Annotated in this window: 18 protein-coding genes; 10 read left to right on the top strand and 8 right to left on the bottom strand. The window is 58.2% G+C overall.

Annotation, left to right across the window (positions count from 1 at the left end; genetic code table 11):
- Window positions 1–63: 63 nt before the first annotated feature.
- The 6 genes from ACKN61_RS23695 to ACKN61_RS23720 all read right to left on the bottom strand — a co-directional run bounded on the left by ACKN61_RS23695 (window position 64) and on the right by ACKN61_RS23720 (window position 4,255).
- Window positions 64–675: a hypothetical protein gene (locus tag ACKN61_RS23695; protein ID WP_408951520.1), complete on the bottom strand. Its 612-nt coding sequence runs from the start codon at window positions 673–675 to the stop codon at window positions 64–66.
- Window positions 676–750: 75 nt separating this feature from the next.
- Complete coding sequence (locus ACKN61_RS23700; RefSeq protein WP_408951521.1) at window positions 751–1,263, bottom strand: hypothetical protein; 513 nt, start codon at window positions 1,261–1,263, stop codon at window positions 751–753.
- A 21-nt stretch (window positions 1,264–1,284) separates the two neighbouring features.
- A complete protein-coding gene (locus ACKN61_RS23705) occupies window positions 1,285–1,779 on the bottom strand; it encodes a DUF4189 domain-containing protein (RefSeq protein ID WP_408951522.1) in 495 nt (164 codons plus the stop codon).
- Window positions 1,776–2,897, bottom strand: a complete 1,122-nt coding sequence (locus tag ACKN61_RS23710; RefSeq protein WP_408951523.1) for a type IV secretion system protein — start codon at window positions 2,895–2,897, stop codon at window positions 1,776–1,778. Before ACKN61_RS23710 ends, ACKN61_RS23705 begins: the two co-directional genes overlap by 4 nt.
- A gap of 56 nt (window positions 2,898–2,953) precedes the next feature.
- The gene (locus ACKN61_RS23715) at window positions 2,954–3,718 is read right to left on the bottom strand and encodes a hypothetical protein (protein ID WP_408951524.1); all 765 of its coding nucleotides are present in this window, start codon (window positions 3,716–3,718) and stop codon (window positions 2,954–2,956) included.
- Between the two features lie 33 nt (window positions 3,719–3,751).
- Entirely contained in the window at window positions 3,752–4,255 is a 504-nt protein-coding gene (locus ACKN61_RS23720) for a hypothetical protein (protein WP_408951525.1), read from the bottom strand.
- Window positions 4,256–4,596: 341 nt separating this feature from the next.
- Here ACKN61_RS23720 and ACKN61_RS23725 point away from each other — a divergent pair, with 341 nt between their 5' ends.
- The 3 genes from ACKN61_RS23725 to ACKN61_RS23735 all read left to right on the top strand — a co-directional run bounded on the left by ACKN61_RS23725 (window position 4,597) and on the right by ACKN61_RS23735 (window position 7,136).
- Window positions 4,597–5,235 (top strand): response regulator, encoded by a 639-nt coding sequence (locus ACKN61_RS23725; protein WP_408951526.1) that lies wholly within the window; start codon window positions 4,597–4,599, stop codon window positions 5,233–5,235.
- A gap of 281 nt (window positions 5,236–5,516) precedes the next feature.
- Entirely contained in the window at window positions 5,517–5,930 is a 414-nt protein-coding gene (locus tag ACKN61_RS23730; RefSeq protein ID WP_408951527.1) for a hypothetical protein, read from the top strand.
- Window positions 5,931–6,209: 279 nt separating this feature from the next.
- On the top strand, window positions 6,210–7,136 hold the full coding sequence (locus ACKN61_RS23735; RefSeq protein WP_408951528.1) for a hypothetical protein: 927 nt from the start codon (window positions 6,210–6,212) through the stop codon (window positions 7,134–7,136).
- A gap of 475 nt (window positions 7,137–7,611) precedes the next feature.
- Here ACKN61_RS23735 and ACKN61_RS23740 read toward each other — a convergent pair whose 3' ends face one another.
- Both ACKN61_RS23740 and ACKN61_RS23745 read right to left on the bottom strand, forming a co-directional pair.
- Window positions 7,612–7,914, bottom strand: a complete 303-nt coding sequence (locus ACKN61_RS23740; RefSeq protein WP_408951529.1) for a hypothetical protein — start codon at window positions 7,912–7,914, stop codon at window positions 7,612–7,614.
- A gap of 35 nt (window positions 7,915–7,949) precedes the next feature.
- Window positions 7,950–8,321, bottom strand: a complete 372-nt coding sequence (locus ACKN61_RS23745) for a helix-turn-helix domain-containing protein (protein ID WP_408951530.1) — start codon at window positions 8,319–8,321, stop codon at window positions 7,950–7,952.
- Window positions 8,322–8,806: 485 nt separating this feature from the next.
- On the opposite strand from ACKN61_RS23745, the gene ACKN61_RS23750 reads away from it, so the two are divergent.
- The 7 genes from ACKN61_RS23750 to ACKN61_RS23780 all read left to right on the top strand — a co-directional run bounded on the left by ACKN61_RS23750 (window position 8,807) and on the right by ACKN61_RS23780 (window position 14,880).
- Window positions 8,807–9,442 (top strand): LuxR C-terminal-related transcriptional regulator, encoded by a 636-nt coding sequence (locus tag ACKN61_RS23750; RefSeq protein ID WP_408951531.1) that lies wholly within the window; start codon window positions 8,807–8,809, stop codon window positions 9,440–9,442.
- A 98-nt stretch (window positions 9,443–9,540) separates the two neighbouring features.
- On the top strand, window positions 9,541–10,278 hold the full coding sequence (locus ACKN61_RS23755) for a hypothetical protein (RefSeq protein ID WP_408951532.1): 738 nt from the start codon (window positions 9,541–9,543) through the stop codon (window positions 10,276–10,278).
- Window positions 10,279–10,319: 41 nt separating this feature from the next.
- A complete protein-coding gene (locus ACKN61_RS23760) occupies window positions 10,320–11,438 on the top strand; it encodes a type IV secretion system protein (protein WP_408951533.1) in 1,119 nt (372 codons plus the stop codon).
- Window positions 11,439–11,468: 30 nt separating this feature from the next.
- Window positions 11,469–11,966, top strand: coding sequence for a DUF4189 domain-containing protein (locus tag ACKN61_RS23765; RefSeq protein WP_408953898.1), 498 nt, complete (start codon window positions 11,469–11,471; stop codon window positions 11,964–11,966).
- 57 nt (window positions 11,967–12,023) lie between these two features.
- Window positions 12,024–12,557: a hypothetical protein gene (locus ACKN61_RS23770; protein ID WP_408951534.1), complete on the top strand. Its 534-nt coding sequence runs from the start codon at window positions 12,024–12,026 to the stop codon at window positions 12,555–12,557.
- Window positions 12,526–13,344, top strand: coding sequence for a hypothetical protein (locus ACKN61_RS23775; protein ID WP_408951535.1), 819 nt, complete (start codon window positions 12,526–12,528; stop codon window positions 13,342–13,344). Before ACKN61_RS23770 ends, ACKN61_RS23775 begins: the two co-directional genes overlap by 32 nt.
- A 30-nt stretch (window positions 13,345–13,374) precedes the next feature.
- Window positions 13,375–14,880 (top strand): XVIPCD domain-containing protein, encoded by a 1,506-nt coding sequence (locus tag ACKN61_RS23780; RefSeq protein ID WP_408951536.1) that lies wholly within the window; start codon window positions 13,375–13,377, stop codon window positions 14,878–14,880.
- The last annotated feature ends 23 nt before the right edge of the window (window positions 14,881–14,903 follow it).

A 14,903-nucleotide genomic window follows, 5' to 3' on the forward strand; every position in this document is an offset into this window, starting at 1 on the left:
GGCGGGAGCAGGCAGATCAAATCGTCGGTGCTAACTTGGTTCCCGTCCCCCGATCGCTTTGGGTCACGGACTCTGAGGCAGTGTCTTCAAGCTCGCTGGGGCTGGAATACCGTTCCAGTCCATTAGAGCCTTCTCCACAGCCGCTCCATTCGCCTTGATCCAAGCTCCAAAATCCTCTGCGGCGGACTCGCCGTAGTTCCGGTGCGCGTAAATGGACATAACTCCAACGCCATTGATCAATTTGAACCGAACGAAGGTCGTTTCGAAGAATCCTTTCCCCGGCAGAACTGCCACGAGCAGGTACTCGGCAGGCTTATCCGCCGTCAGAGGTGTCGAGCCCGTCTTGATGATCTGGCCCGCGCCTTTGTAGGTGGCCAGCGTGGCCTCAGCCAGCGAGGCCAAGGTCTGTCCATCGTGAGCATCTTGTCGCGGAACCAAAGTGATCATGTCCTGCCACTTAGAAAGATCTTCCTGGCCAACAGGAGTGAATTCGTGCTGCGTCCCCTTGGACCAGCGGTGTGCATAGCGCGCGCCATTGAAGGTCAAGCTGGACGCCGATTGGGCCTGGGTCGCGCTGCCGTTCGCTGTGGGCGATTTAGCCTGCAGTGACTGTGAAGCCGTGACGACAACGATGGCAGCCAAGATCAGGTGAAGCGATTTACGTGCGATCAACATTTTTTTCTCCCACCTTGGGTTGATAAAGCTCCAACACGCGATGATGAGGCGCACCGACGAGGTGGTGCGCCGGCACTAAAAGGAACGAGAGCTGAGAGTCTTCAGAGCCGTGGCGGTGGCTATGGATGCAGCTCCGAACTGTAAGGACTTGATCGCAGAGAAAAGGCCGACCATAACGAGCGCAAACTGCGTAACGACGATGGCTCCATTGCCGGTTGGACCTAAGCTCCCATAAGGAATGGATAGAAAAGTAACACCTGCCGCGAGCGAGCATATAGACGCAGCGAAGATCGCGAGCTGCGTATTCCGCCGATCGTATTTCCTGCCCGCGCCCGCAGAAGGTGACTGCTCACCAGAAAATCCGCTGAGTCGAAGAAGCCAGATGCATGCCACCGCCACAACTATAAGCATGATTCCTACGCCGGCAGAGAAAGCTGCGGATATCACCGGCATATCAATTTCGATTGCCCACTCAAAGCATCGTCCCGACATAGACATCATGTGCAGAACAAGGGCAGACAAGACAGCGAGCGACGCTGGACGAAGTAATCGTTCTGTCTCGCTCAGGTTTAGGCGTGGCTTTTTCATGAACGACCTCGCTGCCCGTGACTAGCGAACTTGAACGGGCAAGCTGCATGCCTTGTAGTAGACGTTGCAATCAGAGTCGCCGCGCTTGCGACAAGACTCCATGCCAAGTTGAGTTGCGTACTCGATTGTTGCTGCATGAGCGTCGGTGGACCCGGTATTGCCTTGAATTGTCACGACGCATTGATTGGTGTAAGACAGTGTCACTTTGCACTTCTTCCCTCCGCGAGCTTGGCATTCGGACAATGCGTCTTTGCCCGCCTTCCGCTTACTCTCGCGACTATCAACTGCCCCCATAATTCCGTTAACTTCGTCTGACGCGATCGCTCCCCAGCGCGATGACCAGCCTGGCCCACTGGGTGTTATTGGTGCCGGTCCCTGGGGCATCGGCCCACATGCGCTCGGGTCCGTTCCACCCCGGTAGGGGACCATGCCCGGAGGGCAGCCGGCCTCCGCCGCTACATTTCCGGCTACAGAACACAGCAGGACGCAGCCCGCGATGAGAAATTTAATGTTCATTTCTTCTTGATCTCGTTGTTGTTTGCTGAGTCATTCAGCCCGGTTGGCGTGTAACGACCAGGGTCGTAGCTCGGTCCCTGCATTTTGCCCCTGTCCGCGGCTCCGGCATCCGGATTACGAGGAGGAACGTACGTGCCGGGCGGCTGCCCCTGCGGCCCCGGCTGGCTGGATGCGCCAGCGCTGAAGGCAGAGTAGTGCGAGAAGCTGCCCAATGCCCCGTTGAAGAACGTACCCACCATCGGCGGCACCGAGATCAGAAGAACCGTGACGATGAGCCCAATACCGCCTTGCTGAATTGCCAGCGAGGTCATTCCTTCAGGCTCCAAGCCCAGGATGCCGTTCAATGCTTTGGACACCCAAAAGGCGACGGCGACCTTCGCCATGAACTTCAGGGCGATAGCGGACATCACGCTCAGCGCTGCCATCGCGAAGTAGGTCGCTATCCCCGACATCAACCACTTCTTGAACAACTCCTTGGTCTGTTCAAACATCAAGCATAAGATGAACAGCGGCGCCAAGCCGACGAAGAAGGCAATACCGAAGCGATACATCAGTGTAAGGGCACCAACAGTCATGGGGACGCTTGCGGTGCCGAACCCGGCCATGAGCAAAGCGCGGCCTTTCTGCTCTCTTGTTTCGTCGTCGCCGTCGACCACTTGAACGGCATCGATGGCGCTCATGGCGATCTGCATGTAGGCCAAGTTCTGATCAATGGCTGCGACAGAAGTTTTGCCCGTTTCGCCGCTGATTGTTTCGTGAATTTCGGCGTCGAGGCCCGTGGTGAGCAGGTTGTAGATATTGACGTTACCAAAGGTCATCCCGGTGGCGACGAACAGGATCAAAACCACCTTCAGGCTGTTGGTGACGAGTCCCATCATCGGCTCACGGGACTGACCCGTTGCAACGCGATAGCCGGCCACCAGGAAGTACAGCGTAGCCAGGGTGAGCGCGAGTCCACCTACCCACGTCATCATCCGCTGCATGAGCTTGAAGCCGAAGGTGGTTATTTCTTCGCTGAAGTAGTCGTTGATGAGCTTGAAGAAGGCGAAGTCCAAGACGCCGCCTTGAGCCTTCGGCGTAAAGAACGGGAAGATTCCGTCCAGGGAAAAGATATCCATAGGTCAGGTCCGGTCGAAGAGAGCAGAAGGGCAGTTGCTAGTACGAGTACGCGGGTTCATCGCGAGAGCGCCGCCTTCAGTACGCCCGCCTGGATAATCTTGCCGAGGATCTGCCCCTTGCCCCTGTTGCCGTTGAGCGCTCGCTTGGCAAGGCGACTCTGATCCCACTTGAGAGCCTCGACATAGTCGTCGTATGCCTTCATTCGCGCTTGCCAGTAGTCCAGTTCCATCGACGTACGAAGCATGAATCGCTGGGCTTCGTTGTCGTTCGCAGCGAGGTCGCCCTGCCGTGAGCCGGCGCCGTCTCGTTGTGCTTCAATCTGCTTGAACTCTACATTGCGGAGCATCAGCGTCCGCAGCATCTGGACCGACTCGTTGTATTTCATGTTCTCGGCGTACACCATGCGCTGACACACCGTCAGTTGCTCATTGATGACATTCGCGTCCAGTTTCGGCATAGCCATCTTGAAGGCCCCGGCGAGTTGTTCCTTGATCCCACCTTCTCCGGGGCACATGTCTTCCATGCCGTAGTCCGCCTGCCTCGGCGGGAAGGTGTCGGTCATCTGTGCTTGACCGAAGTTCAAGCGCTGGAGTCGGATGAGCTGCTGTTGGTAGTGATTCGCCGTATCTGTCCACCGCTTGGCATTCTTTCCGAACTCGGCCGCGTCCTTTGCGATCTGCTGCAGCTTCGCTGCGTAGTTGACTGGATCGTTGACGACCAGCTGTGCATTGGCTTGGCTTGCCACCAGACTCAACGCAATTACGACGGTTCCCACAGCCCCCCTGACGGAGCGACGCTTCACTCTGCTGCGATGCTTCATACCCACTCCTTGGTCACAGAAATACTTTTACGATTACGGCGCTACCGAAGGTCTTGGTGCGCCCGGCCCTTCTTTGAAAATCAGAGCTTGGGCATACGCTGGTGCTGCACCGCCATAGGCGGTGTCGAGGAACATGCGGCGAACTTTGCGCCCTCGTTGGCGCTTGGAAACGCGCCACCCCCCTACTCCGAGCTCTTCGGGCAGGCGCTGGATGCTTTCTATGCGGTCCTCGCGACCGGTGACGACTTCGTAAGCCATGATCCCGGCTGCGATTGCGGCTTCGCGCTTGGGATTAATCACCTTGAGCTTTGGCTTGGGTCGTACACGCCCGGCGCGTTTCGGCTTGGCGCCATTCTGTCGCCGACCCGACTCCACATGGGCTCGGGACAACTGCTGGCGTTTCTCGGCGATAGCCAGAGCCATCACAGTGGCTGCGCTGCGACGGCCTAGCAGAAAGGTCTCGCTCAGCAACTCACCGGAGGGCAGTGTGGTCTCGGCGACATAAGCGATTGTCAGCTCGCCATCGCGGATAGCCATCACTCCGTCGTAGACGGTGAATGTGTTTTCTCCGCGAGCCTCGAGCGGCCTTGCTGCGATCCTTGCGGGTGCGGTAGTCGAAATCCGTTGCCTGTGCATAATGCCCTCCGTGGCGTGTGTTGATACCTCGCAATTGCGAGCCGTACAAGTCTATTCGCGATGAAATTGAAAAAATGTAGGGAAAGTCTGATTTGCTTGTCACCCATTTGGGCGACACGTGTCGCCCAAATGGGTGACAAACAGGTGGGCTCTTCAGCAAATTCAGAAAATTTGACTTGAACCCTCTAGCACTATTTTGGCTAAGTCGCCTCCCCCATGGATGACAATAGCCAGGACCCGCTGTGATCAGAGTGTTCATTGTGGATGACCACGAGTTGATCCGCTTTGGCCTTCGGCGCTTGCTGGAGGATCAGCAGGACATTGCAGTGGTTGGCGAAGCGTGTAACGCTGCTGCCGCCATCGATAATGTGCCGCGAGTCACGCCTGATGTCGTGCTATGTGACTATCACCTGCCGGATGAAACCGGGCTGGTGATTATCAATGCCCTACTGAACACGGACACGGGGCTGAAGATTCTCGTAGTGTCAATGGCCGAAGATCCGGAAATTCGCAGACGCCTGTTGGCCGCGGGGGCAATGGGCTTCGTCAGTAAGACCTGTGGCGCGACTGTAGTGCGCGCGATTCGCCACGTGGCCGCAGGGCAGCGCTTCGTGGAGTTCTTAGCCGCCGCCGAGCAGCAGGACGAAGGGCGAGCGACTTCAAACACCCCTGGCCAACTCAGTCCGCGTGAAGTGGATGTGCTACGTCTCCTGCTGTACGGCCACTCCTACAAGAGCATTTCGGCAAGCCTGGCCATCAAGGTCAATTCGGTGAAGACGCACCGGAGTCGCGCATTTGAAAAGCTAGGCATCGGGAGCCGCATCGAACTCCTTCAATGGGCTCGATCGGTAGGCTGGGTGTCCGCAACGGACGAACCCTGACGGTGCCGAGCACTGGCGCGATCCGTTTTCCCTTCGGGCTGGCGCTGACCGCATCTGGCCGGAGCGATCTGCACCCGGACCGGTCCGGCGCCGAGCCCGCCGCTCCACCACTCCGCCACTCCGCCACTCCGCCACTCCGAGTACGCGCTTAAGCTGCCAACGAACTGCATTAGTTTCCAGCCACTTCCCACGTAGCAAGTGCAGTGGCACCATTTGCCCTAATTGACTTCCAGCGTAAGTTCGACCACCAAACGTTCTTTCTCATAGCAAAGGAGTGCGCCATGCTTTTCTTTAAAGACAGCTTTCAGCTGTATCGTTACGACGAGAACACCTCGCGGCTGGAGGAGGCAATTCATGGTGGCTGGATGGGGAGCCGCGGCGAACTGTTTGTCCGTGGGGCTACATCTATCATTATGATGTTCAGCGAAGCGCGTGCTTCAGCCGGAAGTGTAATTCCATGGTCTGGCGGCACCATGCCTGTCCCCGCGGATAGCTTGGCCGAGCGGGTACTGCGTAACGGGAGAGTCGAAGTCGCGTGCGCTGGAGACTGGCAAGCGTCTGCCTGGGATCGCCATCGCTCAAGCTTTTCTGATTCGGGGTTCGACGTCGTCGGGTTTCGCGTCCTTAAGCTCGTCGGCTTAAGGTCCAAATACGGCATGACGGTGAGAGATGGAATCTATTGGCGCAGCTGGTGATAGCGCTCCCTGGCTTGGTGCAATCCGATCGACAGTCCAAGCCAGCCCCCCAGCGCGGACGGCCACTTGGACTTTTGGCACTCGATGGCGAGCAGGCGCGTAACTGAAGCCAGCGCGCTCGCACCGTATTCCGACACACTGGCCCAGTGATCGTGTCGCTGGCGCCCACCACCTGTGCTCACGACTATGCTTAATCGCTTGCGCCATTTGTTCAAACCTGCTGCTACAGCACGCCCGGCCGACCATCCGCCATCCCCGTCGGAATCGCCCGAGGTCGTCATGTACTGGCTGGCGGATACCCGCCAGCCCCTAGCGGATTGGCAGCGCATTGCCGAAGCGGAGCGACCCGACTGGACCGATGCCGAACGCGACGTGTTCTGGACTGCTGCTGCGCACCAATGGCTGCAAGCCTTGGCCAAGGGGCTCGGCCCCGACTACCACGTGCTGTCGTCCGAGCGCTTCCTGCTGCTGACGTCACTCGAACCGGCCCAGGCCCAGCCGTTTCTGAGGTTCTGCGAGACCGCGCGACGTTGGGTCGTACGCAATCTCGGTCCGCTTGCTCATCCGATCGGCGGTGGGAAACATGTGTGCCTGATGTTCGCCGAGGACGACCAATACTACGACTACATCGCGCACTACTACCCCGAAGGGGGAGAATATGCGCTGTCGGCCGGCATGTTCGTAAACGCCGGCTACGGCCACTTCGCCCTGTGCGAGGGCGACGCCGACACCATGCAACCCACCATTGCCCACGAACTGACTCACGCCTTGCTGGGCCATCTGCGTATCCCGACCTGGCTCAACGAAGGCATCGCGGTCAACACCGAGCACAGCCTATTTCCGCGTTTGGCCGACCCGCGCGCCGCACTTTATTCGCCGCTAGAAATCGCACGGAAGCATGCCGCGTTCTGGACTCCCGAGCACATCCAGGAGTTCTGGTCCGGCGCCGCCTTTCACCGCACCGATGACGGCAATCTGCTGTCCTACGACCTTGCCAAGAAGATCGTCGGACTGGCCGCACGTGAGCATGACGCCTTCGTCGCCTTTGTCCTGAGCGCCGACCGGGACGACGGCGGCCAAGCAGCGGCGGAGCACCTCGGTTATCCCGTGCACCACCTGGTCGAAGCCGTACTGGGGGACGGACAGTGGGCGCCAGATCCTCGGCTTTGGTCATCGATGCCGGCCACACCCCGTCTGCAGAACTGAGTTATGCCTTCCGGCCGCGACCGGGCCTACCCTCGCCTAGGCCGTGCGGTCGACCTACCCAGTACCCGCGCAGGCGACACGGCGGCGGACGCGGCGGCGTGAGGCCAACCGGCAGGAGCCGGTTTAAGCCGGTTCAAGCCGGTTTAAGCCCATCAAGAGAGTTGGAGCCCGCGCGCCCTGGGCGCGCCAACTCCCCCACTTCAGAAAGTCTCTGCCGACTTCATCGGCAACGGAAAACCCCTTATTTCCGAGGGTTTCCGCGCCAGGCGTTGGACCTAGGTCCTCGCCGCACCGGCCAACTTCCGGCCGAATCCGGTCTCTCGTCCCCTCTTTTCTCTGCCCGTTGGTTTTTTGGTCCAATGGTCGATTTCGCGTTTCCTTTGTTTTCAAAGGCTTAGCGCTGGACCAAATAGAGCGGTTTGATGGCGTAGATGACCCCCAAGAGCGGCGTTCTAACGGCGTGCCGGATTAACCGTCACCGTGTTGAGCGCCAGTACCTCTTGAAGCGCAGCACCACAAACGACGCCAGAACCAACCCCGGCACCAGCCCGAGCCAAGCCCTCGGACTCGCGCTTCCTAGCACAATAAAGATGCCGGGCAGCAAGCACCAGTAGGCCGCCAGCGTCGCCCAGCCAATGACGCCCATTGACCACCAGCGCTGGTGATCAACGCCGGTGTAGTAGCAGCGCTTGGCGAAAAGACGCGAGGCCAGCCAAGCCATTACATGCCCACCGACTACAGCCGCCGTCAGCAGATACCAGAAGTAATCCTTCTGCATGGCTCTCCTCCCCTCCGTCCTTGACGGCCGCCAGGCTACTCCTCAAGCCAATCGGCGTGGGGCAGCAAGTCTTCAACGTAGGGGATCAGATCTCCTACTTCGCATTCGAGAGCGGCTGCGATCTTCACCAGCGTCTTAATGTTGGGCGCGATCTTGCCGGTCTCGATGAGCCCAAGGTGCGCCCGGTCGAGAGGGATGGCATGGGCGAGATGATCGCCGCTGAGCCCTCGCTCCCTCCGCACCTCTCTGATCTGGGCACCGACCAGCTTGAGCAGTTCATCGGGCTGCTTGCGGCGCTTGGACGTGGCAACCTTCGCTCGCTTTGCGGGAGCACGTTTTTTCGGCGCGACTGCCGCCACCCGCTTCGCAGGTGCCCTTGGCTTAGATGTGAAGGACTTCTTGGACATATCCAAGAAGCTAGAGCGAAGCGTGCGCGAATACCTCGGCAGCCCTCACCCGGTGATTCCTCACCTAATAACATAAGCTATTGATGCTGTTGACTTATCTCGGGAATTGCGGCCGTATCCGACCACACGATTGGACCGGTGCCGCAACCAATGCGCTTACGAAACAGCACGAAAATCACACATGCCAGCGACGAAGCGGGACGTTCCTTCCCCCTCAGAATGCGGCTCGATTGCGCGTCAGAAAAACCCTACAGAGCATGGAAACGTGCTTTTCGTCACATACGCCAGTGCAGCATCAAGTTGCAGGAAACCACTGCTTTTCAGCTTCCGAACCCGAATTCGGTCGCGCTGGGCCCCGACTACCTAGAGCAAACGCTCGGACTTCTTGGATTTTTCCCGTATCGACATTCACGCGAGCAGGGGGCAACACTACCTACGTCGCACCCGAGGCCGGAGGCCGAAGCTCTCGAAAAGGGAATTTGTGAATGAAGTACATCGTTGCTGATGATCAACCCTCAATGCGGCTGTTGGTATCCGAACTGATCAAGTCGCAGTTCGGACCGCCTCCTGAAGATGTCTGGCAGTGCGCTACGGGTGATCAGCTTCTGGAACTGGCGCTTCAACCGGACTACGCCAGCGCCGTCATTGTGACGGAGCTGTTGATGCCGGGACGGTTCAAGCGCCTCCAGCTAGTGAAGGAGCTGAAGCGGTGCGCTCCATTCGCAAGGGTGATCGTTCACACGGGCTATACGAGCCCACACCTCGCTCAGGAGCTTATCTTCCACGCCGTGCAGGGCTACGTCTTCAAGACTAGCCCGACCATATGGCTGAAGTGGGCGATCTCCAACGTTCTTCGCGGCGATCGATTCATCGATGAAACGCTGGACACCTCAAACAACCTGAGTAGCGACTGGTGGGATCTGACGGTACGCGAAAGTAACGTGGTAGTGGCCCTGTGCAAAGGGCTGTCGAGAGAACAAATCTGCTCCTTGTACGAGTTGAAGAAGAAGACGCTATCAGCCCACAAGTGCACAGCCATGGACAAGTTGAAAATCAGCGAAGAAGCGGGCCTAACGGCTTACCTCTACGCAAATGGATTGGACTACCTGATGGATGAGTAAACGCTCGAGCCGCTTCGGATGATCGCAAGGCGACAAAGAAGAGCGGCTGATCAATCGCCAAGTAGGTCTCTGAATTTTCAAAGGGAAGTGGAGTCGGTATGAAGAATCGCAGCAGAGTGAATCGTCGCTCCATCAGGGGGGCTTCAATCGCAGTAGCAGTGGCGGCCAGCTTGTGGGGCAGCGTCAATGCACAGCAGATCGTGTTCGATCCGAAGAACACTATCGAAAGCATCAAACAGCTTCAGGAAATGAAGCGCTCCTATGACAAGCTGAACGATCAGTACAAGGAACTGCAGAAGCAGTACAACCAGCAACTCGTCGCTGGCATGTCATACATCGGGCGAGACGGCGTGAAGGTCAAGCTCGACCGGCGCGCACTTGGCTACGGCGTAGCGGAACGCTGCACTGACATCAAGAACCCAGGTCTGAAGCAGAAGGAACTCTGCACCGCTTTGGTTCAGACCCAGAACCGCCAGTTCAATGCGATGGTCGACTTGCAGGAGCTGACCGAAGCTCGCGAAGGCGAGCTGAAAGATATCTATAAGGAACGCTCGGGGATCAAGCCCGATGAAGCCGGGCGACTCCAGTCGAACAACAACCGACTGCTCTCGTTCCAGGCCCGAACGCAAGTGGACCTTCAGAACGCACAGAACATGCTTGAAGCCTACGGCGGGCAAGTCAGAGTGCTTGAGTCTGAGCACTCGAAAGCCGCGCAGGCCGTCATCGAGGGCGAACAGTCGGGCAGCAAGCTCGATATCAAGCGCCTTGGTCAGGGCGGGATGCGCGCTGCTGCGCTGAAGGCCGCCTTTGAAGTCGCCAAACGCCGAGAGCGCTGATCTGGCGGAACGGACTCCCCTACCTCACTGGACTAGACATTATGTTCGATTTGTACTCTATCAGCTTGAACGATACCCTCGGTTCCTTGCTGCGTGCGGGCATCCCGGACGGCATCGATAGTCTCGGCTTCTTCGCGCTATTCAAGGATTTCCTCGACGGCGAGATAGCGGAATACTCGCGCAATCTTCTGCGACGGGTAGGTGCGCTTGGCGCCGTCGCCGTGACACCGCTCGTCACCTTCTGGATCATTTACCAAGGATTCCTTCGCGTAACCGGGCGCTCTCACGAATCCATGGTCGCCCTGCAGGTGGATGCAACGAGGATCGTCCTGATCACGATGGTCGCCGGATTCTTGGGAGGCTTCCAACCGACGATCTATAGGGCGATGACGGACGGCATTAGCCAGACGATTAACTGGACGATAAGCGGTCAAGACGACGCCACCGTTTACAACGACATTGATCAGGCGTTGGCGATCATGCAACTGGCCACCAGCAGCATTGACCTGCTCGACGTCGGCGACAATCAGGTCGCGATCAAGAAGCGAGATGATGCAAGTTTAATGGCGGGCCTCGGCGTCGGCGGCCCGGCAATTACGGCAGGGTGCCTGCTCATCCTGAACAAGTTCGTTATGGCCCTCCTCCTCGGTACTGGCCCATTCTTTATCCTCTGCCTGATCTTCAAGCAGACCGAAGGTCTGTTCAAAGGCTGGTTCAATGCACTGCTGGGAACGCTGATGTCTATGGCGTTCCTCAGCGTGGCAGTGACTCTTGCGATGGACATCACACTCGCCCTCGCGGGTGCCTTCTGGGCGACGGAGGGGCTATCGAGACTGCTGGGTATGGGCACTGCGTCGGAGGGCATCAACAGTGTAGTTCAGATGCAAGGCATTCTCGGCCTGATCCTGACCATGCTGATCCTCAGCGCGCCGCCTGCGGCAGCGATGTTGTTCAGGGGCCTCCTCGCAAACTTCAATCCGTACTCACAAATCGGCGGGGGTGGCGCTAGGGGTAGCGACAGGGCGCCCCCTCAAGGCCATCCTCAGTATCCTGGGCCGCAGGCGGGTCCAGCCGTTGTGCCCAACCACTCGACGCGTGCCGCCCCCGCTGGGAGCAATGACATCGACAGGTCCACAACCACAATCCGGCAGCGCGACTAGTTGAACATTTGGATGAAACTCATGAACAGAATGACTCTGTCATTGACGCTATTGGCTCTGCTTCCTCTACAGGTGTTTGCCCAAAGAGGATGCCCCGAGGGCTACTACGAGCAAAACTCATCGGGTTTGAACTCGTGCATCCCCATCCCAGGGGGCGAGCAGTCCCCGCCCCCTGGACCGAAATGGGTCAAGACGTGGGGAGCCATAGCGGTACAGGCCGGCGGGGGCGCCATCGGCGTATCGAAGAACCTGCTGACCAAGTCTAGAGCCAAAAAGGATGCCCTGGAGTTATGCCGGGAGGGCGGAGTGACTGGCTGCGAGGTTGTGCTCGCATACCACCACCAATGCGCTGCCATAGCAGAGATAGATCGCTCTGTAAAAGGTGAGCTGTCGAAACGGGGCTATGCACGTGGACCTGACATCGACGGCACTGGACGTGACGCCATAGCTAGTTGCGAATCAGTCAACCCAGGCAAGTCATGCGAGGTCATCTATTCGGCCTGCACCAAACCGGTCCTGCAGCAATAGGATCGGCTCAAGTGAGTATCAGTCGAAATCGTCGCCGGCTATCTCTAGGGAACTGACATGAACGGCAATGCGCTTAACCCCGACATTCGCATCTGGCTCGGCGACGAGAAGGCCGTTGATGCGTCGGCCATTGCGGCGCCTCTCGCGATGATTCTGTCGATAGTAATTCTGACGATTGCGGTGAAGTTGCAGGTCAGCGAGATGGTTGTGGTCGCCGGGATCACAGCAGCATTGTCACTGGCATGCCACATCTGGTTCGCGCTGCTTCGGTCCCGGCTCGTCATTGCGCTTTATCAGTACATCTTTGTCCGCTGGGGAAATGCACGCATCGATGCGATCGCACCGATCCGGCGACGGGCCGTGACCCTAGCAACGGGAGCGGTCGCCTCCTGGGTGGTCGCTGGAATGCAAGCATTGTGGTTGTTGTCGGTGAAGCTGGCTTACATGTTTCCGGAAGCTCTTACTGTCTACGCCGTCGTCATCGTTGTTTCTTGTGCGTACTCGACAGCATTTATCTACTCGCACAAAGCACTGCGCTGCGACGTTGAGCATCTGTGCGATGTTGCCCCTGCTTGCGAAACCCGACTCTAGCCAGTCAATTTTCAATGCGCTGCTTGCGGCGCCAACGAATGGACGAAATGAAGTGAAAAATCGAGTCGCTACCTGTCTCCTTGCAGCGGCACTAGTGCTGGTTCCCGCGTTGGCGGGCTGTAAGTCTCCGGATGTGCCGCAGGCCAGTGGCGGAAAGGACATCACGCGCGTACTCAACAAGAAGCCTAAGCACGTCGTTCAACTTGATGGACGTGTGCCCGCCTCCTTGCAAGTTAGGCTTTTCGCGCTGTACGTAACCGACACGAAGGACATGACTTGCTTTACCCATCCCGGCGCGAAGTGGGGCATAGGCCCGAACTACCACACCGAACCTCTCGAAGTGTCGCGCGCGAACGGCCGCTACAAGGCGACCCTCGTCGTGGACAATTACCTACCGGGCGTCTGCAACTGGACGCTGGCGCAGGTCAACGCCGCTGTCGGGAGGACCGGCAAGCCAGACGAGGAAGCTAAAGGCGTCGGACAAGTAATCCATGCCTACTATTTCTATCACGATGAATCGGACTCCTCAGGCTGCGACGTCAACCCGAGGTCTGGAGACCATCGCAAATGCCCTGTCGAGGAGAATTCCTTGAACACCCCAGTGATCATTCCTTGCAAAGTGCAAAGCTACGACAAAAACTTCCCTAACACTCCCTCAAGCTTCTACTGCCCGGACACCTCTGCGACCAAATCGGCATTTAAGCTGAGCCATCGCATCAAGCCAGGGCAGACGCATGTACAGATTGATTTTTACGACCTAGATAACGAAGCCGATCCCACAAAGTAAAACGATCCACCCGCACAAGGAATCAGTGTAATGAGCAAGAACGACACCCCGATCTTCCCCGGAGCCATGCTTGACCTCAAGGAAGACGCCGCCTACGCGATGCTGTCCGATGCAGCATATGGCGATCACGCCGACCTGGTTGCTGCCCGTGACGGCAAAAGCCCGTCTTACACACTCCCCCAGCGCTGGTCTTTGTTAGGTCAAGTGGAATCGACTCAACGGGACAACTTCGAAGATGACCGCAAGAACGGCCTGACTGTTGCGGCCTTCGAAAAGCAAGACGACCCTGAGCGACGCATCGTGCTGGCCTTTCGCGGCAGCGATGAAGCTCAGGATTGGTATGGCCCTAACATCAAGCTGGCAGCCGATGGTGATCTTCTCGGTGCAATCGGTGTGTCCGGACCGAAGACAGAGCGCACCCAGAAGCAAATGGGCGATGTACAACGTGGAGCGGTAGATCACGTGGCCAGTGGCCTGGGCCGAGGAGCGAAAGACTGGGACCCGCAGATCGAAGCGGCGTTGAACTATGCCCTCGCGATGCAACGGAAGTACGGCGCCGATCATAAGATCGAAGTCACTGGCCATTCGCTCGGCGGCGCACACGCGCAGATTGTCGCGCATACGTTCGGCTGGGGCGGGCGCACCTTCGATGCGCCAGGTGCAAAGAACATTATCGAATCTGCGGAATATAGAACTTGGTGTAAGCAGAACGGTGTTACACCACCCGGCGCTCCGGCTTACGAGCACGGAACAGTTCAACACAGCAGCTTGCTCAACTACACCGTCAACAACAGCGTCGTGAACGAACGCACCGGCGATCACATCGGTCCTAAGCTGTCGGTCTCTAGCCTCGCCGGCCGCCAAGGCGTACTCGAGCACGGGCAATGGGCAGTTGGGCTGATTGGAGGCGCGATTGCAGAAACGCCGTTGCTAGATCAAACACTGGGCAAGGTGATCGGCCCAGGCTCTAAATGGGTGGAGTATCTGTCGAAAGGTGCCGCGTTAGGCGCGGATGTCACCGAGCGGCACGACATGAGCCGCATCTCGCGAGCATTTCAAGAAGACATCGCCAATGGCAGGACCATGCCCCGACAGTATGGTGACGCCAGTCCCGGCGTTGAGGACAGTCGCCGACTGGCGAGCGATCCCGCCCAGCCAGGCCATCCCGATCATTCGATGCACGAGACAATCAAATCGGGCATTCAGGACATTTTCGCCAAGCGCGGCATGCCCTTCGATGAATCAGGCGAACGACACGTCGCGGCTTTGCTGGCGAATGCAAAGCAAAGCGGACTGACGCGTATCGACCACGTTGTCGAAGGCGTAGGTGCTAAGTCTGGCGCTGACATCTTCGTCGTTGAAGGCGATCTGCGCGATCCGGCAAACAAGCGGGCCCTGGTCAACACCGAAGTTGCGGCTCAGATCCCGGTCGAGAAGTCGATCCAGCAGATCGACGCAGCCAACCAACGTCAAGACCAACTGGCTCAAGAGCAATCTCAAGATCAGACCCGCACCGTAGCGCCCCGCACGGTCTAGTCGCACAACCACCCGACCCCATC

The organism is Lysobacter sp. Hz25 (genome assembly GCF_046097045.1).
Lineage (GTDB): Bacteria > Pseudomonadota > Gammaproteobacteria > Xanthomonadales > Xanthomonadaceae > Lysobacter > Lysobacter antibioticus_B.